22 protein-coding genes are annotated in these 15780 nt (G+C 64.0%); 7 read left to right on the top strand and 15 right to left on the bottom strand.

The window, feature by feature from the left end; translation table 11 throughout:
* Window positions 1-35 precede the first annotated feature (35 nt).
* Window positions 36-944 (bottom strand): transcriptional regulator GcvA, encoded by a 909-nt coding sequence (gene gcvA, locus AC0L2M_RS10565; RefSeq protein ID WP_473534793.1) that lies wholly within the window; start codon window positions 942-944, stop codon window positions 36-38.
* 214 nt (window positions 945-1158) lie between these two features.
* On the opposite strand from gcvA, the gene AC0L2M_RS10560 reads away from it, so the two are divergent.
* Window positions 1159-1344, top strand: coding sequence for a hypothetical protein (locus AC0L2M_RS10560; protein WP_473525372.1), 186 nt, complete (start codon window positions 1159-1161; stop codon window positions 1342-1344).
* 21 nt (window positions 1345-1365) lie between these two features.
* On the opposite strand, the gene AC0L2M_RS10555 is transcribed toward AC0L2M_RS10560, so the two are convergent.
* Window positions 1366-2322 (bottom strand): sugar-binding transcriptional regulator, encoded by a 957-nt coding sequence (locus tag AC0L2M_RS10555; protein WP_023801517.1) that lies wholly within the window; start codon window positions 2320-2322, stop codon window positions 1366-1368.
* A 236-nt stretch (window positions 2323-2558) separates the two neighbouring features.
* Between AC0L2M_RS10555 and AC0L2M_RS10550 the strand changes: the two genes are divergently transcribed.
* Entirely contained in the window at window positions 2559-3191 is a 633-nt protein-coding gene (locus tag AC0L2M_RS10550; RefSeq protein ID WP_473525371.1) for an HAD family hydrolase, read from the top strand.
* A gap of 63 nt (window positions 3192-3254) precedes the next feature.
* Here AC0L2M_RS10550 and AC0L2M_RS10545 read toward each other — a convergent pair whose 3' ends face one another.
* From AC0L2M_RS10545 to ureC, 7 genes are all read right to left on the bottom strand, one after another.
* Window positions 3255-4022 carry a class II aldolase and adducin N-terminal domain-containing protein gene (locus tag AC0L2M_RS10545; RefSeq protein ID WP_473534792.1) on the bottom strand — a complete coding sequence of 256 codons (768 nt, stop codon included), beginning with the start codon at window positions 4020-4022 and terminating at the stop codon, window positions 3255-3257.
* Window positions 4023-4107: 85 nt separating this feature from the next.
* Complete coding sequence (gene ureG / locus AC0L2M_RS10540) at window positions 4108-4749, bottom strand: urease accessory protein UreG (RefSeq protein ID WP_023801515.1); 642 nt, start codon at window positions 4747-4749, stop codon at window positions 4108-4110.
* Window positions 4746-5186 (bottom strand): DUF3995 domain-containing protein, encoded by a 441-nt coding sequence (locus AC0L2M_RS10535; protein ID WP_287139353.1) that lies wholly within the window; start codon window positions 5184-5186, stop codon window positions 4746-4748. The genes ureG and AC0L2M_RS10535 overlap by 4 nt, the downstream gene beginning before the upstream one ends.
* A complete protein-coding gene (locus AC0L2M_RS10530) occupies window positions 5183-5854 on the bottom strand; it encodes an urease accessory protein UreF (RefSeq protein WP_473525370.1) in 672 nt (223 codons plus the stop codon). The genes AC0L2M_RS10535 and AC0L2M_RS10530 overlap by 4 nt, the downstream gene beginning before the upstream one ends.
* Window positions 5847-6416, bottom strand: a complete 570-nt coding sequence (locus AC0L2M_RS10525) for an urease accessory protein UreE (protein WP_287238323.1) — start codon at window positions 6414-6416, stop codon at window positions 5847-5849. The genes AC0L2M_RS10530 and AC0L2M_RS10525 overlap by 8 nt, the downstream gene beginning before the upstream one ends.
* A gap of 156 nt (window positions 6417-6572) precedes the next feature.
* The gene (locus tag AC0L2M_RS10520; protein ID WP_473534791.1) at window positions 6573-7061 is read right to left on the bottom strand and encodes a DUF29 domain-containing protein; all 489 of its coding nucleotides are present in this window, start codon (window positions 7059-7061) and stop codon (window positions 6573-6575) included.
* 104 nt (window positions 7062-7165) lie between these two features.
* A complete protein-coding gene (gene ureC / locus AC0L2M_RS10515) occupies window positions 7166-8878 on the bottom strand; it encodes an urease subunit alpha (RefSeq protein WP_473534790.1) in 1713 nt (570 codons plus the stop codon).
* Window positions 8879-9057: 179 nt separating this feature from the next.
* Between ureC and AC0L2M_RS10510 the strand changes: the two genes are divergently transcribed.
* Together AC0L2M_RS10510 and AC0L2M_RS10505 are read left to right on the top strand one after the other, a co-directional pair.
* Entirely contained in the window at window positions 9058-9441 is a 384-nt protein-coding gene (locus AC0L2M_RS10510; protein ID WP_473534789.1) for a hypothetical protein, read from the top strand.
* Between the two features lie 126 nt (window positions 9442-9567).
* Complete coding sequence (locus AC0L2M_RS10505) at window positions 9568-10062, top strand: hypothetical protein (RefSeq protein WP_473534788.1); 495 nt, start codon at window positions 9568-9570, stop codon at window positions 10060-10062.
* A gap of 26 nt (window positions 10063-10088) precedes the next feature.
* Here the strand turns inward: AC0L2M_RS10505 and AC0L2M_RS10500 are convergent, their stop codons facing one another.
* The 4 genes from AC0L2M_RS10500 to AC0L2M_RS10485 are packed head-to-tail and all read right to left on the bottom strand — an operon-like array spanning window position 10089 to window position 11912.
* Window positions 10089-10394, bottom strand: coding sequence for an urease subunit beta (locus AC0L2M_RS10500; protein ID WP_473534857.1), 306 nt, complete (start codon window positions 10392-10394; stop codon window positions 10089-10091).
* A gap of 37 nt (window positions 10395-10431) precedes the next feature.
* Entirely contained in the window at window positions 10432-10689 is a 258-nt protein-coding gene (locus AC0L2M_RS10495) for a DUF1272 domain-containing protein (protein WP_473534787.1), read from the bottom strand.
* Between the two features lie 40 nt (window positions 10690-10729).
* Window positions 10730-11032 carry an urease subunit gamma gene (locus AC0L2M_RS10490; protein ID WP_023801505.1) on the bottom strand — a complete coding sequence of 101 codons (303 nt, stop codon included), beginning with the start codon at window positions 11030-11032 and terminating at the stop codon, window positions 10730-10732.
* Window positions 11033-11075: 43 nt separating this feature from the next.
* Window positions 11076-11912, bottom strand: a complete 837-nt coding sequence (locus tag AC0L2M_RS10485; protein ID WP_473534786.1) for an urease accessory protein UreD — start codon at window positions 11910-11912, stop codon at window positions 11076-11078.
* Window positions 11913-12120: 208 nt separating this feature from the next.
* Here AC0L2M_RS10485 and AC0L2M_RS10480 point away from each other — a divergent pair, with 208 nt between their 5' ends.
* From AC0L2M_RS10480 to AC0L2M_RS10470, 3 genes are all read left to right on the top strand, one after another.
* The gene (locus AC0L2M_RS10480; RefSeq protein WP_010912831.1) at window positions 12121-12375 is read left to right on the top strand and encodes an acyl carrier protein; all 255 of its coding nucleotides are present in this window, start codon (window positions 12121-12123) and stop codon (window positions 12373-12375) included.
* A gap of 4 nt (window positions 12376-12379) precedes the next feature.
* Window positions 12380-13588 carry a beta-ketoacyl-[acyl-carrier-protein] synthase family protein gene (locus AC0L2M_RS10475; protein ID WP_473534785.1) on the top strand — a complete coding sequence of 403 codons (1209 nt, stop codon included), beginning with the start codon at window positions 12380-12382 and terminating at the stop codon, window positions 13586-13588.
* Between the two features lie 87 nt (window positions 13589-13675).
* Entirely contained in the window at window positions 13676-14380 is a 705-nt protein-coding gene (locus tag AC0L2M_RS10470; protein WP_473534784.1) for a glutathione S-transferase family protein, read from the top strand.
* Between the two features lie 27 nt (window positions 14381-14407).
* Here AC0L2M_RS10470 and AC0L2M_RS10465 read toward each other — a convergent pair whose 3' ends face one another.
* A complete protein-coding gene (locus AC0L2M_RS10465; RefSeq protein WP_473495048.1) occupies window positions 14408-14794 on the bottom strand; it encodes a hypothetical protein in 387 nt (128 codons plus the stop codon).
* A gap of 89 nt (window positions 14795-14883) precedes the next feature.
* Complete coding sequence (locus AC0L2M_RS10460; RefSeq protein ID WP_473534783.1) at window positions 14884-15504, bottom strand: nucleoside triphosphate hydrolase; 621 nt, start codon at window positions 15502-15504, stop codon at window positions 14884-14886.
* Between the last annotated feature and the right edge of the window lie 276 nt (window positions 15505-15780).

Genomic DNA, 15780 nt, shown 5'->3' with positions numbered 1-15780 from the left:
GATGTCGGTGCCCGCTTGACCGGGTGGATTATCGACTATTGGCCGGCAATCTCAGCCAGGATCCATTCGCGAAAAGCGCGGATCTTCGGCACGTTGCGCCGCGCCTGGGGATAGACCAGCCAATAGGCGTGGCCGTCGTCGCCGACCAGATCGAAAGGCTGGATCAGGCGGCCATCGGCAAGCTCGGCCTTGAAAAGAGCGGCCGTTACGATCGCCACGCCCTGCCCGGCGATCGCGGCGTTGGCCTCATAGGCCTGCGCCCCCATGCTGGAGCCGGGGCGCTTGGCCAGTTCCTCGACCGGCAGGCCGGCGGCGATAAACCAGTCCCGCCACCAGATGTCGCCGGGGTCGAGGATCGGCAGGCGCAACAGATCGGCCGGCTCCTTCACCCCGCCGATGCTTGCCGCGAGTTTCGGGCTCAGCATCGGCGTGAAGTCCGCATTGAAAAGCTTGTGCACCTCCACGCCCGGCCAGTTTCCGCCGCCGGAACGGATGGCGATGTCGATGTCCTCGCGGGCGAAGTCGACGAGGCGGTTCGATGTATCGAGACGCACCGCCAGCAACGGATGCGCGACCTGGAACGAACCGAGATGCTGCGCCAGCCAGTTCGAGGCAAAGGTCAGCAGCGTCGAGACACAAAGTACGCCGTCGGCGCCGCTGCGCGCCGCGGCATAGGCTCCACCCAACAAGGCGAACGCCTCGCTGACCGCAGGCGCCAGGCGCTGCCCCGCCTCGGTCAGCACGATCTGCCTTGGCCGGCGCAGGAACAAAGGCGCCCCGACGCGCTCTTCCAGAAGCTTGATCTGATAGCTCGCCGCCGCCTGCGTCATGCCAAGCTCGCCGGCGGCCTTGGTGAAGGAAAGATGCCGCGCCACCGCCTCGAACACCCGGATCGCCTGAAGCGGAGGGAGTTGGGAGACCTGCCGTGACTTGAGTTCAGGCATAAGTCCTCCTTATGGGTCGTGATTGACGTTTGATTGGCAGCAAGGGCCGATCCGGCCGATATTTGAGGTCGACGATCACTCTCGTCTACAGCGCCGCGCGTCCTTTTGGACGCGCAAAGGACGCTGTAGCCCTTTTGATTTTGCGCATGATCCTTTCCGAAAATCGATATCGATTTTCGGGGTCATGCGCCAGACATAACAAAGGCTGACGATCATGACCATTGTACAGGAAAAGCTATTTCTGACGCCGGGCCAAGGCTGGTTTTTGCGGCTGGCGCGGGGATTGGCACGGCACGGAGCCAGGAAACGGGCTTATCTCGACATCAGGGAATTACCGCCGCATCTGCAGCGCGACGTGGGTTTTCTCGACGGCAACGATCCTTACGGCCGTCGCAAATAGCTCTGCTGGATTTATCGCAAATCAGCTGGCGGCCAGCAAGGCGGCGGCGGTCCGCTCGTCGGTGATGAGGCCGTTGACCAGCCGCCGATTCACAGCCGCGAGGATGCCCGGCAGCTTCCGCTCGCCCATGGCGAGCGCGATCACCAGCGATTTTTCGCGCGACGGCAACGATGCCGACGACACCCTGTCATTGGTGATGCCCTCGATCATCCGGCCTTCGCGATCGAACACCCAGCCGACGATCTCGGCGACGCCGCCGGCCTTTTGCAGCGCTTTCAATTCACTCTCCGAAATGAAGCCGTCCTCGTAAAGCGGCGCCTTGGGGCCGAGATCGCCGATGCCGACGAAGGTGACGTCGGCTTCCGCGGCAAGCGCCAGCGTCGGTTGGATCATCGGCTGGCTGAGCAGCATCTCGCGCTCCTGTGGCGAGGAGGCGATGACCGGCAGCGGCATCGGGAAGGAGCGAGCCTTGACCCTGTCGGCCATGGTGAAGATGACGTTGTAGAAGGCGGCCGAACCGTCGGGCGAGATGTTGCCGGTCAGCGACACCACCTTGTGCTGCGGGCATTCCATCGGCGGCAGCTGCTCGATTGCCGCCTTCAGCGTGCGGCCGGTGCCGATCGCCATGACGATCGGCGTCGGCGAGCGCAGCCGTTTCTCGATCTCGGCGGCCGCCGCCACGGCGACGCCAATGGTGGAGGAGGAAGCGGGATCGCTTGGAACCACCTCGACCAGATCGAGCGCGAAGCGCGATTTCAGCCGGGCCGCGAGGTCGAGGCAATTGGCGATCGGGTGGTCGACACGCACCTTGATCAGCCCTTCCGAGACAGCCAGCGATACCAGCCGCTGCGCCGTCTGCCGTGAGATGCCGAGCGTCGAGGCGATCTGGTCCTGCGTGTTGCCGGCGACATAATAGAGCCAGCCGGCGCGCGCCGCGTCGTCCAGCCTGTTGCTGCCGCTGTCCTGCCGGGAATTCAACTTGCTGCCTCCCTGCCCCCGAGCACCGAGCGGGAGCGCATTTAGTTCTACCGGGGAATGCGCTTGTAAGCAATTGCCTGTTGCCAGAGCAATTGCCTAGGTAAAGCTCCCGATGTGCCTGCGGTGTTTCGAGTGGGTGGTAATATCCAAGCAGATCCCACAATGTTGGTGCAGCCGGCGCGGCGGTTTATCTCCCGAGGCAAACCCTTTAAGGGATTCGGGCAAAGGAGCCTTGCATGACGCCGAAAGCGGTTTTCTGGGACATGGACGGCACGCTGGTCGACAGCGAGCCGTTGCACGAGGCGGCGCTGATAGCGGCGCTGCACAGCGTCGGCATCGCGGCGCCGGCCAACCTGCATGAGCGCGTGCTCGGCATCGCCGCATGGCCGGTCTACGAGATGCTGCGCGACGAGTTCAGCCTCGGCCTGGCCTTCGACGACTGGATCGTGCGCAAATACGACCACTATCTGCCGATGGCCGAGACGCTGAAGCCGCGCCCCGGCGCCATCGAGATCTACAACGAGCTGCGCGCGCTTGGCGTGGCGCAAGCGGTGGTGTCCAATTCCGACCGGCTGGTCGTCGACGCCAATCTGCGCATGGTCGGTCTTTTCTATCCCGGCATGAAGACGATCAGCCGCAACGACGTGCGCGAAGGCAAGCCGCACGCCGAACCTTTTTTGCGCGCCGCTTGGCTGGCCGGTGTCGATCCAGCCGATGCCATGGCCGTCGAGGACAGCGTGACCGGCGCCACGGCAGGGCTGGCGGCGGGGATCAGGACGATCTTCTGGCCGGAAGCGCCCATGGCAGGGCCGCCCGGCGCGATCGTCATCAACAGCGCCGACGAATTGCGGGCTGAACTCGGGCTTTAAGATTGGGGAAACCGGCGATCAGAGCGCCCTTCTCCCCGTCACTATACGGGGAGAAGGAGGCTCTCAGTTCCGGTAAACCGGCTCCTGCTCGTCGAGGATCGCCTTCAATTCGGACAGGTGCCGCTCGGCCTGGCCGGGATAATCTTCCTGCTCCGCTGCTGCCTTCTCGGCGATTTCATTCGACAGGACCCGCAGCGGGCGGCCGGTCCACAGCGCCTTGATGTAGGTCTCGGCGGCGCGTTCGAAATAGAACATGCGGTTGAAGGTGTCGGCGACGGTATCGCCGATGACCAGCACGCCATGGTTGCCCATGACCATCACCTTGACCTTCGGATCGGTGAGCAGCTGCGAGCAGCGTTCGCCTTCTTCCTCGAAGGCGAGCCCGCCATAATGGCTGTCGACGACGTGGCGGTTGAAGAAGATCGCCGCGTTCTGGTCGATCGGCGGCAGCGTCGAGTCGGCGAGCGAAGCGAGCACCGTGGCGTGGATCGAGTGCACATGCATGACGCAGCGCGCATGGCGCACATTGCGATGGATGGCGCCGTGCAGCCCCCACGCCGTCAGGTCGGGCGCATTCGGGCCGGAGAGCGTATCGGGATCGTTGGCGTCGATCAGCAGCAGGTCGCTCGCCTTGATGCGCGAGAAATGCACCTGGTTGGGATTCATCAGGAATTGCGAGCCGTCATCGTTGACGGCCAGCGAGAAATGATTGGCCACCGCTTCATGCATGTTGAGCCGCGCCGTCCAGCGGAAGGCGCAAGCCAGATCGACGCGTTCCTCGTAGAAGGGCAGGTTGGTCAGCATTTCCTTCTGCAGGCGGGCGATGCTCATCGAAAACCTCCGTGAAAGAAGCAAGGATGCCGTGCGCCGCCGATGCGCGCAACCGGTTTCGTTTGGTGCAGGCGAGCGCTTTGGCTTACGCCGCAGTGCTTCTGGCGGCGTCGATGCGCAGCCCGCCATGCTCGACGACAAAATCGATCACCTGCTGCAGGCCCTTGCCGCGCGACAGATCGGTAAATCCGAACGGCCGCTTGCCGCGCATGCGGGCGGCGTCGCGCTCCATGACATCGAGATTGACGTTCACATAGGGGGCGAGATCGCTCTTGTTGATGACCAGGAAATCCGACCGGGTGATCGCCGGGCCGCCCTTGCGCGGGATTTCTTCGCCCTGGCAGACCGAGATGACGTAGAGCGTCAGATCGGCGAGGTCCGGGGAAAACGTGGCGGCGAGGTTGTCGCCGCCCGATTCGATGAAGACGATGTCGAGATCCGGGAATTTCCTGGTCATCTCGGCGATCGCCTGCAGATTGATCGAGGCATCCTCGCGGATGGCGGTGTGCGGGCAGCCGCCGGTCTCGACGCCGATGATGCGATCCTCGGGCAGCGCCTGAAGCCGGGCCAGCATCATGGCGTCTTCCTTGGTGTAGATGTCGTTGGTGACGACGGCGATCGAAAACTCGTCGCGCAGCGCCTTGCAGAGCTTTTCGGTGAGCGTCGTCTTGCCGGAGCCGACAGGGCCGCCGATGCCGACGCGAAGGGGACCATTGGCTTGTGTCATCCAGGGAACTCCATGATGGCTAGCACTGCAAAGCCGAGCCCGACAACGAGGCAGAGCGGCGAATAATAGCTGACATCGAGCCGCGCGAAAGGCTGTTCGGGCGCCAGCCGACGCCACCACGGCGTGAAGCCGGCAATGCCGCGCCCCAGGAAGACCAGCGCGATGAGCAGCGCTGTCGCGGCAAGCCCGGCCTTGGGAAAGGGCGTGGCAAACACGCCTTCGAGCGCCAGCGGCCACAGTGTCGCCAGGCCGAGGCAGGCGGCGACGGCGAAGCTGGCGAAGGGCGCCGGCATTTCGTCGACGCCGCGAAAGCCGACCACCGCGCGGGCGCAGGAGGCAGCGTCCCTGCCCGGCCAGATGCCCCCTATGCCCCAATAGACATGCAGCGTGGTGATCAGCAGCAGGACGAACGAGAGCGCGAAGGCGAGGACGATCATGAGCGGAACAGCCGCGAATATTGCGTCTCGTGCTTCATAGCCATGACATCCGAGACGAAGGCGCAGCCGCCGAGATTGTCCAGCGTCGAGCCGGCAGCGCGGGCGGCAGTTTCCAACGCCAGCAGCTCGAAGCCAGCGAGCAGCGCGGTCGCTCCGGTCTGGCCGACGACGCCGAGCCGGATCGCGGCCTGGACGAGGTTGGAAAAGAAGCTGTGCAGGAAGGCCGACAGTGCATCGTGCAGGGCAATGGCATTGCCACCTGCAGTTGCACCGACGGCGACGCTATAGGCGCACTCGGCCGGCAGACGGTCGAGCACCTGACACGGCCAGGCCGACGCCGCGTTCAGGAAGGCGGCGCCCTGCAGCATGGTCTCGCTGTGGCGCTCGCGCGAGCCGGCCAAGGCCTCGGCGAGGGCTGCGATTTCGGCGAGATCGCCGGCTTGGCGGGCTCGCCGCCAGCTTTCGGCAAACAGCACGGCATCGTTCCAGCCCGAGCCCATCTCGACCAGCGTCTCCAGCCATGCGGCGAGGTCTTTGCTGTCGGCGACCAGGCCGGCATGCACGGCTTGTTCGAGACCATGGCTGTAGGAAAAACCGCCGACCGGGAAGGCAGGCGACAGCCACGCCATCAGCCGCAACAAAGCGACGTTGGAAGGCTGGTCAGTCATGGTCGTGCGAATGGCTGTGGGTATGCGATTCGCCATGGGTATGGGAATGCGACCCGCTGTGCGCATGCGCCTCGGCATGGGCATGACCGTGACTGTGCCCAGAATAGGCGCCGCGCACCGGCTTGAACGGCTCGGAGACGTCGCTCACCGTGGCGCCCAGACCTTCCAGCATCGCCTTGATAACGTGATCGCGCAGGATGAGGATGCGGTTAGCCTCGATGGCGGCGGCAAGATGGCGGTTGCCGATATGCCAGGCAAGCTCGGCCAGATGGACAGGGCCGCTGGCACGGATATCGTAGAGCGGTTCCTCGGCCGCGACGATCTCGATATGACGGCCATCCTCCAGCACCAAGCGGTCACCATCGTTCAAGGCCACCGGTTCGGGCAGGTCGACCAGCACTCTATCGCTACGGGCCGTTTCTATTGCGCGGCGGCGCAGATGCCGCTCGTCATGGGCAAGCACCGCACGATCGTAGGGCGCGACCGCTCCTGCCTCGCCGGCGCTCAGAACCGAGACGGCACGCGGGAATTTGGTGAAATCGGTGCGGATGTCGAGCTTCATGTAAAACTGCCTCTCCCAACAAGCGTAGCCTATCGCGTGCGCCGCCCCAATGCTGCTCAAACGATCGTGTCGAAGAGCCGCAGGATGAACGATATTGGTAGACCAGGGCGGCGGCGACAAAGGCGATGTGAAAGCGACGGTCGCCGAAGAAGCCAGCTAATCCCGCAGGAAATCGCCCATCGACAGTGGATTGCCCGGCCAAAATCGTTCATCGAGCGCCTGCTTGCATGTGAAGGAAGGCTCGCCTGGAAAGTGAGATTTCCTGAGACCCGTTTCCCTGACCGCGACAAGCAAAGCGTCTTTATATGCCTCGTCGAAAATCTGAGCGGGATATCGGCGAAGACTCGAGCTGTCCTTGATGATGTTTCCGATCCAGATGCGCTGTTCGGAAATTGACGACTGCCAACTATGACTTCGATGGCCGGGTTGGAATTCCCATTTCAGGAGATGTGCAAGCAGCACCTCCATCCGACTGCGAATCTCTCGTTTGTCACGTCTCCCCAAGCTCTCGATCTCCTCGGCAAGATTTTCGCGATCGAGGTCGGAGAAACGAGCTTCGCGCAACAACGCGCCTTGCTCGGCGCACCACTGGACGTAGTCCGCTTCGTAGGGAGTGAGGGCCCTGAGACGATCAATCCTGTTCATGAGGCCATCATGCCGCAATTTCGAGACAATCGCAAAACGGCACGTCAGAGCTTGGACAACTGAGCACCGAATTTGACGCCCCGCCAACAGGGCGTTTGTAGGGATCAAAACAAAAAGTATCTCTGCGCCATCGGCAGCACGGTGGCCGGTTCGCAGGTGAGCAATTCGCCGTCGGCGCGGACTTCGTAGGTTTCGGGATCGACCTCGACATGCGGGGTGGCGTCGTTGAGCACCATCGAATGCTTGCCGATGCCGCCGCGGGTGTTGTCGACGGCGACCATCTGCTTGTCGACGCCGAGCCGGCCGCGCAGGCCGGCATCGAGCGCCGCCCGTGAGACAAAAGTCACCGACGAATTGGTCATCGCCTTGCCATAGGCGCCGAACATCGGCCGGTAGTGCATCGGCTGCGGTGTCGGGATCGAGGCGTTGGGATCGCCCATCGGGGCGGCGGCGATCATGCCGCCGACCAGCACCATGTCCGGTTTGACGCCGAAGAAGGCCGGGTTCCACAGCACCAGATCGGCGCGCTTGCCGACCGCCACCGAGCCGATCTCGTTCGACAGGCCGTGCGCGATGGCCGGGTTGATCGTGTATTTGGCGATGTAGCGGCGGACGCGGAAATTGTCGTTGTCGCCGGTCTCCTGCGGCAGCGAGCCGCGCTGGCGCTTCATCTTGTCGGCAGTCTGCCAGGTGCGGATCGCCACTTCGCCGACGCGGCCCATGGCCTGGCTGTCCGACGAGATGATCGAGAAGGCGCCGATGTCGTGCAAAATGTCTTCGGCGGCGATGGTCTCCTTGCGGATGCGGCTTTCGGCAAAGGCGATGTCTTCGGGGATCGACGGCGACAGATGATGGCAGACCATCAGCATGTCGAGATGCTCGGCCAGCGTGTTGACGGTGTAGGGCCGGGTCGGATTGGTCGACGACGGGATAACGTTGGGCAGGCCGCAAACCTTGATGATGTCGGGCGCATGGCCGCCGCCGGCGCCTTCGGTGTGGAAGGCGTGGATGGTGCGGCCGTTGATCGCCGCCACCGTGTTCTCGACAAAGCCGGACTCGTTCAGCGTGTCGGTGTGGATCATCACCTGCACGTCATAGTTGTCGGCGACCGACAGGCAGCAGTCGATTGCCGCCGGTGTCGTGCCCCAGTCCTCGTGCAACTTAAGCGAGCAGGCACCACCCAGCACCATTTCTTCAAGCGCGGCCGGCAACGACGCGTTGCCCTTGCCCGACAGGCCGATATTCATCGGGAAGGCGTCGAAGGACTGGATCATGCGCGCCAGATGCCACGGGCCGGGCGTGCAGGTCGTCGCCAGCGTGCCATGCGCCGGTCCTGTGCCGCCGCCGAGCATGGTGGTGATGCCGGACATCAGCGCCTCCTCGATCTGCTGCGGGCAGATGAAGTGGATATGCGCGTCGAAGCCGCCGGCGGTGAGGATCTTGCCCTCGCCGGCGATGATCTCGGTGCCGGGACCGATGATAATGGTGACGCCGTCTTGCATGTCGGGATTGCCGGCCTTGCCGATCGCGGCGATGCGGCCGTCGCTCAGGCCGATATCGGCCTTGAAGATGCCGCCTGACGCGTCGACGACCAGCGCATTGGTGATGACGGTGTCGACCGCGCTTTGGGCGCGGGACACCTGGCTCTGGCCCATGCCATCGCGAATAACCTTGCCGCCGCCGAATTTCACCTCTTCGCCATGCAGGGTGAAATCCTTCTCGACCTCGATGAACAGCTCGGTATCGGCAAGCCGCACCTTGTCGCCGACGGTCGGGCCGTACATCTGCGCATAGGCGGCGCGGGTGATTCTAGCCATCAGCAATTGCTCCCGAAATACGACCCAAGATACGGCCGGGGCGAAGCCCGGCCCCACATTGTCGCCATCCTATGGTCACGCAATGACCTGCTGGGCGACACCTTCCGATCCCATTTAACGTTTGAGGTGGCAGGGTCACCCCAAAACGACCGTTTGCCAATCGATGGAAAGGAAGTTTTATGCGCAAAACGATATCCCTCGCAGCCGCCGCCACCCTGCTGCTCGCGTCCGCCGCCAGCGCCCAGCAACAGCCTGCGCCGCAGCCTGCCGAGCCGCCGGCTTCGCCCGCTCCCGCAGCGCCCGGCGCTCAGCCGCAAGCGCCGGCGATCCAGACCGTCAACGTCGTCGACATCGAGGAACTGCCCAAGGAAACGCAGACGAAGGTCAACGAAGTGATCGCCAAGCGCGGCGAGGACGGCCTGCAGAAATTGCGCAGCTCGATCGACGCGACCCCCCAAGTCAAATCCGCGCTCGAAGCCAAGGGGCTGACCTCGGCGCAAGTGATCGCCGCCAGCATGGACGCCAACGGCTCGCTGACCTTGATCACCAAGAAAGCGAGCTGACGACGCGCTGTGGCGGGCCGGCACGAGGCCGGCCTGCCGCATCAGGGAGGGAACCTTCGCAGGGCGGAATACGTTTCGACTTTTTGGCCTAGAACCGAGCCTCGAAAGAGGCTCTGAGAGCGAGCGATGGCGATCACCACCTTCCCCGACACCCGATGGCTGCATATGCTTGCCGTAACAGCGTTTCTTGCGGCGAGCGCTCCCCAGGCCGGACTGAATGCGCAGGGCCTTGAAGGCCCTGAGACCCAGAACAAGATCATCGGCTCGGAGGTCGGCCAGGAAGAGACCAACACGGCTGTCGAGGCCGGCAAAGTCACTACCGCGATCGAGCGGACGCGTGAAAACATCGGCGCGGTGCGCAAGACGTCCAAGCTCGACAAGGTCGACATCGTGTTCCTTACCGACGCCGCGCGCACGGAAGGCGGGCTGCCGCCAGCGATCGAAAGCAAGGTCGAGCAGCATCAGGACGACATTGCGGAACTCCGCGACGAGATCGAGGCGAATGCATTGCTGTTCAACGCCATCGACTCTCGACGCGTGCAGACCGAAGACGTTCTCGCCGTCGAATTCGACGATCCTGGCAAGGTCGTCATCTACGCGGCGGCCAAGCCGCCCGGCTGAGCCGAAACCGCGCCACGCTTCTGATCTCACAGCGCGCCCATGATCTTCTGCTGGAACCCGTAGACCTCGCGCTTGCCGCCGAGCGGCACCAAGGTGACGTCGCGCTCCTGGCCGGGCTCGAAGCGCATCGCCGTGCCGGCGGCAATGTCGAGGCGCATGCCGCGCGCCTTGTCACGATCGAATTTCAGCCCCTCATTGGTCTCGAAGAAATGATAGTGGCTGCCGACCTGGATCGGCCGGTCGCCGCTGTTGGCCACTTTCATGGTGATGGTCGGCTGGCCCTTGTTGAGTTCGATCTCGCCGCCTGCCGTGATGACTTCGCCCGGGATCATCGCCATCGATATGCCTTTCGCTGTCAGGATCGTGCCGTCACGCGGCGCGGCGCTCCGGGCCGCAGCCTTCGGCCTTGAGGACGCGCCTTGTCGAGGCGGGATATTTGTTCAGCATCGCTGCCGGGCGGATCGGGCGCGGTGCGAAATCACCGCCGCAGTTAGGGCAAATGCCTCCCAGAACACGGTCCACGCACTCGGCGCAGAAGGTGCACTCGAAGGTGCAGATCAGCGCATCCGTCGCCTCAGGCGGCAGGTCCCTGTCGCAGCATTCGCAGTTGGGGCGCAGCTCAAGCATTGTTCTCACCTCACCTTGTCGGCCCTCACCGTATCGGCCCTCATCTTATCGGTTCATGCACGGTCACCAGCTTGGTGCCGTCGGGAAACGTCGCCTCGACCTGGACGTCGTGGATCATCTCGGCGATGCCTTCCATCACCTGCGCGCGGGTGACGACGTGGGCGCCGGCCTCCATCAGCTCGGCGACCTGGCGGCCGTCGCGGGCACCCTCGACGACGAAGTCGGTGATCAGCGCGATCGCCTCCGGGTGATTGAGCTTGACGCCGCGTTCGAGCCGCTTGCGCGCCACAATCGCCGCCATGGCGATGAGCAGCTTGTCCTTTTCCCTTGGCGTCAGATTCATGCGTTTCCCCGCAATAGCATAGTCAGGATGGCGTAATCGGAAATCAGAGTGACCATAATTTGGGCAGACCGGCCCGTCCGTTGAGCAATTCGACGAGCGGAACCAGCCGCTTGCGGAGCTGGTAGCCGTCCTCGGCAAACAGCCTCGCAAGAAGCTTGCCAGATTTCTTCACGCTCCAGACGCTGGCATCGCCCTGGCCGCCGATGATGTCGCGGGCCGGATCGAGCAAAGCCTCGACCCGCGGCGAGATCATCAGCACCGTCGCCATAGCGATGGAGCCGCCGGCCACGGCGGAACGGCCCAGAATCGCGGCAATGTCCGGCCCGATGCGGAAATCCTCGGCATGAACCAGCGCTCCGTCCTGGCTGACCCGCCAGCGGTCGTGGAAAGCGCCGTGCGCCGCGCGTTCGCCCATGGCGAGGCGGCCAAAAACGGTCGCCTCGAGCACCAGCGCCTCGGCGCCGGCGGCAAGCTCCAGGTCGAGCCTGCGGGCAAAGGCAGATCGATCAAAGACGATGGTTTCCTGTGGCAGCCAGGCGATGCGGCCGCCGGCGCCGACGGTCAGCTTGACCCGCACCTCGGCACGATCGGACGCAGCGCGGTAGATTTTCTCGCAGGCCTGGGTGGTTATGCTGGCGCAGGCGCCGGCGCCGACATCGACCTGCCAGCCGAGGCGGTCGCCGCCGGTCAGCCCGCCGGCGGTGTTGATCAGCACGGCTTCGAGCGGATCGGCCGAGACGGCCGGCATGCGGATCTTGGCGGATCCATCCTGATAAAGCCGCCGAAGCCGCGTGCGGCCGCCATCCTTCTCACAGGCAAGCCGCGCCGTGCCGGCGACGCGCTGGGCCGGCGGCACAAAGGTCAGGTCCTGTCCGATCATATCCACGGCGCCAACTTAAGCACAGCGCCGGCTTTGTCGACATATAGCTTGTTGCTTGACAACGTTTCGGTTTCTATAGAGGAGCCGTCTTGGTACGGTCACACAACGCCTGGCCGGATAAAAGGCGACGGTGACGGTCTGAACCTGGGGAAAAACGGGCGCCGATCCGTTGGCGCCGGGAAACGACGAGGGTTGGGGAAGGAACCGAATGGCTGACCAGCTGGCAACGGACATCATCGAGAAGATCAAGGCTCATGCCGAGCCGGGTGGCGAAGAGATCACCACCAGCACCGAACTGACCTCGCTTGGCATCCATTCGCTGGAACTGACGGAGATCATCTTCGACCTCGAGGAACAGTATGGCATCGAGATCGAGATGAACACGGTCGACGCCTGGAGCAATCTGAAGAACGTCGGCGACATGGTCGAGGCGGTTCGCGCGCTGATCGCGAAAAAAGCCTGACCGAATGCACAAGCGCGTCGTCATCACCGGCATCGGCGGCCTGTGCGGGCTCGGCACCGACGTGCCGACGATCTGGGGCGAGATGCGCGCCGGCCGTTCGGCCATCGGCCCGATCGTCAATTCGGAGCTGCATGACCTGAAAATCAGGGTCGGCTGCGAAATCAGGACGCTTCCCGAGCACGGCATCGACCGCAAGCAGGCCGTGTCGATGGACCGTTTCAGCCTGTTGGCGACGATCGCCGCGCGCGAGGCCGCGCAACAAGCCGGGCTAAGCTTGCACGCGGCCAACACCTACCGGATGGGCTCCATCGTCGGCGTCGGCGTCTGCGGCTGGGAGGCGATCGAAGAGAGCTATCGCGCCATCCTGCTCGAGGGCAAGAACCGCACCGGCATCTTCACCGTGCCGAAAGTGATGCCGGGCGCTGCGGCCGGCCATGTCAGCATGAATCTCGGCCTTCGCGGGCCGGTCTTCGGCATCACCTCGGCCTGCTCCTCGTCCAATCACGCCATTGCCTCGGCGGTCGACCAGATCAGGCTTGGCCGCGCCGACGTCATGCTCGCCGGCGGCACCGATGCGCCGCTGGTCTGGGGCATCCTGAAAGGCTGGGAGGCGCTGCGGGTGCTGGCGCCCGACACCTGCCGGCCGTTTTCGGCCGATCGCCAGGGCTTGGTGCTCGGCGAAGGCGCCGGCATGGTCGTGCTGGAAACTTTTGAGCATGCCATGGCGCGCGGCGCCACGATCCTTGCCGAAATTGCCGGCGCCGGCCTTTCCGGCGATGCCTCCGACATCGTCGCGCCGACCATCGAAGGGCCGGAGGCGGCGATGCGCTTCTGCCTCGTCGATGCCAGGCTCAACCCGGAGGACATCGACTATGTCAATGCGCATGGCACCGGCACCAAGGCCAACGACCAGATCGAGACGGCGGCGATCAAGCGCGTTTTCGGCGACCATGCCCAAAAACTTTCGATCTCCTCGACCAAATCGATGCATGCCCACTGCCTCGGCGCGTCGGGCGCGCTGGAGCTGATCGCCTGCGTGATGGCGATCCGCGAAGGCATCGTGCCGCCGACAGCCAATTTTCGCGAAACCGACGCCGGTTGCGATCTCGACATCACACCGAATGTGGCGCGCGAGCGCAAGGTGCGCGCCGCGATCAGCAACGGTTTTGCGTTCGGCGGCACCAATGCGGTGCTGGCGTTCAAGGCGGTCTGACGGCAACCGAATCCCCAGCTTCGGCGAGACGCGTCTTGCCACGCGCCACGACGGCGCGCTTGCGCGAAAAAAATCCCAGGAGTTTCGATGACCGACCTGTCCGCCTTTCCGATCGCCACGCGCTGGCCGGCCAGCCATCCCGACCGCATCCAGCTCTATTCGTTCCCGACGCCGAACGGAGTGAAAGTGTCGATCGCGCTGGAGGAACTCGGCCTGCCCTACGAGGCGCATGCGGTGAACATCGGCAAGGACGAGAGCTGGACGCCGGAATTCCTGTCGCTGAACCCGAACGGCAAGATCCCGGCGATGATCGATCCAGATGGCCCGGGCGGCAAGCCGATCGGGCTGTTCGAATCCGGCGCCATCCTGCTCTACCTCACCGACAAGACCGGCCGGCTGATCCCGGCCGACCCGGTGCGGCGTTACGAAACGATCCAGTGGGTGTTCTTCCAGATGGCCTCGATCGGGCCGATGTTCGGGCAGGTCGGCTTCTTCCACAAATTCGCCGGACGCGAGATCGCCGACAAGCGCCCGCTGGCGCGCTATCGCGACGAATCGCGGCGGCTGATCGGTGTGCTCGAGACGAGGCTGAAGGGCCGCAGCTGGATCATGGACGACGATTACACCATCGCCGATATTTCTATGCTGGGCTGGGTGCGCAATCTGATCGGTTTTTACGAAGCAAGGGAGCTTGTCGGCTTCGACGATTTTTCCCATGTCGCGGCATGGTTGGAGCGCGGCTTGGCCCGACCAGCGGTGCAAAGGGGTCTTGCTATCCCTGCCCGGGGCTAGCGCATCGGCGCAGGCGCCGAAAACCGGCTATTTTGCCTTGGTTTTGGGTTTTGAGCCGCCCTTGCCCATGACGGAAGCGGCGAGGGACGCAGCGGTCTTGGCGGTGGCGACAACTGCGCCGGCCGCGACATTGGCCGTCGTCTTGACGGTGCGCATCGCGCTGTCGGCCATCGAGCCGCCACTTGCCGACTTCCTCGACCTAGCCGGTTTTGCCGTGGTTTTGGCGGCGGTCGGTGTCACTTTCTTCGGTGCTGCCTTGCCAAAACTGGGCTTTGCATCCTTGGAGCGGGCGGCAACGGCCGGGCCAGCGCCGGTCTTCGATTCAGTTGCCTTTGATCCAGTTGCCCTGGATCGAGTTGCCCTGCCCTTGCCGGGCGCAGGCTTTCTTGCCTTGTTTGCCATCGGTGTAGCCATCGGACAGTCTTCCTCATGTCAGCATTATTGCCGTATTCGAGATAACGGCCGGAAAGTCCTAAGGTTCCAGGCCGGGCGGTCCTTGCGAATCAGGGTTGATCGCCAAGCACCAGATCGGCGGGGCGGCGGCGGGCAAGCACGCGGTCGATGTTGGGCATGTCGTTGGAAGCGATCCAGGCGCGGGCGTCATCGTCGGAGCGGCCATGCTCGTGCCATCGCTCGAGCAGCCGGCGCTCGAGTTCGGCGCGCGGCACATCGACAAAGATCGAGAAATCGAACAGCGGCGCCAGCCGCGACCACGGTTCCTCGTCAAGCAGCAAATAATTGCCTTCGACCAGGATGAACTTGGTGTCGGCGGCGATGATCGACGCGGCCGCGCGCGACAGCTCCATGCTGCGGTCGAACACCGGAATGGCGATGTCGGGTTCGGCGGCGCGGATGCGCTTCAGCAAGGTTTCGAAGCCGGCAAAGTCAAAGGTTTCCGGAGCGCCCTTTCGCGCGCGCAGGCCGCGCTGCTCGAGTACGATATCGTCGTAATGGAAGCCGTCCATCGGCACGATTTCGGCCGCGCCTTCCGGCAGCAGCTCATGCAGGCGGGCCGACAGCGTCGACTTGCCGGCCCCCGGAGGACCGGCGATGGCAACGACAAAGCGCCGCGCCTTGCCGGCGCGCTTGAAGATGGTGGCGGCGAGGTGGGCAATCTCGGACATCGGAGTCTTTCTGGCCTAAGTGTTTTGGATCGCATCTTGGCGATAGTTGGCGGGAATTTCAAACGCGGGATTATTGAAGATCGACCAATTGTCGAGGTCGGCGCCGCTGCCCCCTCATCCGGCCGCTTCGCGGCCACCTTCTCCCCATTGGGGAGAAGAGAGAAGCGTCGGCGCTGGCGATCTCCTCTCCCCTCGGGGAGAGGTCGGATTGCCCCGAATTGCCCTTTGCAATTCGGTTGGCAATCCGGGTGAGGGGGCAGCGCCAACGCTCGCAAT

The sequence above is a fragment of the Mesorhizobium sp. WSM4806 genome (genome assembly GCF_055811635.1).
Note: the sequence above shows the minus strand (reverse complement) of the source record. Positions and strands in the feature narration are given on the sequence as shown.

Excerpts from the sequence above, each read along its gene's own strand:
- AC0L2M_RS10505 (WP_473534788.1), top strand. The coding sequence starts at position 9,568 with ATGGCGATCACCACCTTCCCCGACACCCGATGGCTGCATATGCTTGCC.
- ureG (WP_023801515.1), bottom strand. The coding sequence starts at position 4,749 with ATGACACAAGCCAATGGTCCCCTTCGCGTCGGCATCGGCGGCCCTGTC.
- AC0L2M_RS10490 (WP_023801505.1), bottom strand. The coding sequence starts at position 11,032 with ATGAATCTGACGCCAAGGGAAAAGGACAAGCTGCTCATCGCCATGGCG.
- AC0L2M_RS10510 (WP_473534789.1), top strand. The coding sequence starts at position 9,058 with ATGCGCAAAACGATATCCCTCGCAGCCGCCGCCACCCTGCTGCTCGCG.
- AC0L2M_RS10495 (WP_473534787.1), bottom strand. The coding sequence starts at position 10,689 with ATGCTTGAGCTGCGCCCCAACTGCGAATGCTGCGACAGGGACCTGCCG.
- AC0L2M_RS10460 (WP_473534783.1), bottom strand. The coding sequence starts at position 15,504 with ATGTCCGAGATTGCCCACCTCGCCGCCACCATCTTCAAGCGCGCCGGC.
- gcvA (WP_473534793.1), bottom strand. The coding sequence starts at position 944 with ATGCCTGAACTCAAGTCACGGCAGGTCTCCCAACTCCCTCCGCTTCAG.
- AC0L2M_RS10480 (WP_010912831.1), top strand. The coding sequence starts at position 12,121 with ATGGCTGACCAGCTGGCAACGGACATCATCGAGAAGATCAAGGCTCAT.
- AC0L2M_RS10520 (WP_473534791.1), bottom strand. The coding sequence starts at position 7,061 with ATGAACAGGATTGATCGTCTCAGGGCCCTCACTCCCTACGAAGCGGAC.
- AC0L2M_RS10500 (WP_473534857.1), bottom strand. The coding sequence starts at position 10,394 with ATGATCCCGGGCGAAGTCATCACGGCAGGCGGCGAGATCGAACTCAAC.
- AC0L2M_RS10470 (WP_473534784.1), top strand. The coding sequence starts at position 13,676 with ATGACCGACCTGTCCGCCTTTCCGATCGCCACGCGCTGGCCGGCCAGC.
- AC0L2M_RS10535 (WP_287139353.1), bottom strand. The coding sequence starts at position 5,186 with ATGATCGTCCTCGCCTTCGCGCTCTCGTTCGTCCTGCTGCTGATCACC.
- AC0L2M_RS10560 (WP_473525372.1), top strand. The coding sequence starts at position 1,159 with ATGACCATTGTACAGGAAAAGCTATTTCTGACGCCGGGCCAAGGCTGG.
- AC0L2M_RS10525 (WP_287238323.1), bottom strand. The coding sequence starts at position 6,416 with ATGAAGCTCGACATCCGCACCGATTTCACCAAATTCCCGCGTGCCGTC.
- AC0L2M_RS10545 (WP_473534792.1), bottom strand. The coding sequence starts at position 4,022 with ATGAGCATCGCCCGCCTGCAGAAGGAAATGCTGACCAACCTGCCCTTC.
- ureC (WP_473534790.1), bottom strand. The coding sequence starts at position 8,878 with ATGGCTAGAATCACCCGCGCCGCCTATGCGCAGATGTACGGCCCGACC.
- AC0L2M_RS10550 (WP_473525371.1), top strand. The coding sequence starts at position 2,559 with ATGACGCCGAAAGCGGTTTTCTGGGACATGGACGGCACGCTGGTCGAC.
- AC0L2M_RS10530 (WP_473525370.1), bottom strand. The coding sequence starts at position 5,854 with ATGACTGACCAGCCTTCCAACGTCGCTTTGTTGCGGCTGATGGCGTGG.
- AC0L2M_RS10485 (WP_473534786.1), bottom strand. The coding sequence starts at position 11,912 with ATGATCGGACAGGACCTGACCTTTGTGCCGCCGGCCCAGCGCGTCGCC.
- AC0L2M_RS10475 (WP_473534785.1), top strand. The coding sequence starts at position 12,380 with ATGCACAAGCGCGTCGTCATCACCGGCATCGGCGGCCTGTGCGGGCTC.
- AC0L2M_RS10465 (WP_473495048.1), bottom strand. The coding sequence starts at position 14,794 with ATGGCTACACCGATGGCAAACAAGGCAAGAAAGCCTGCGCCCGGCAAG.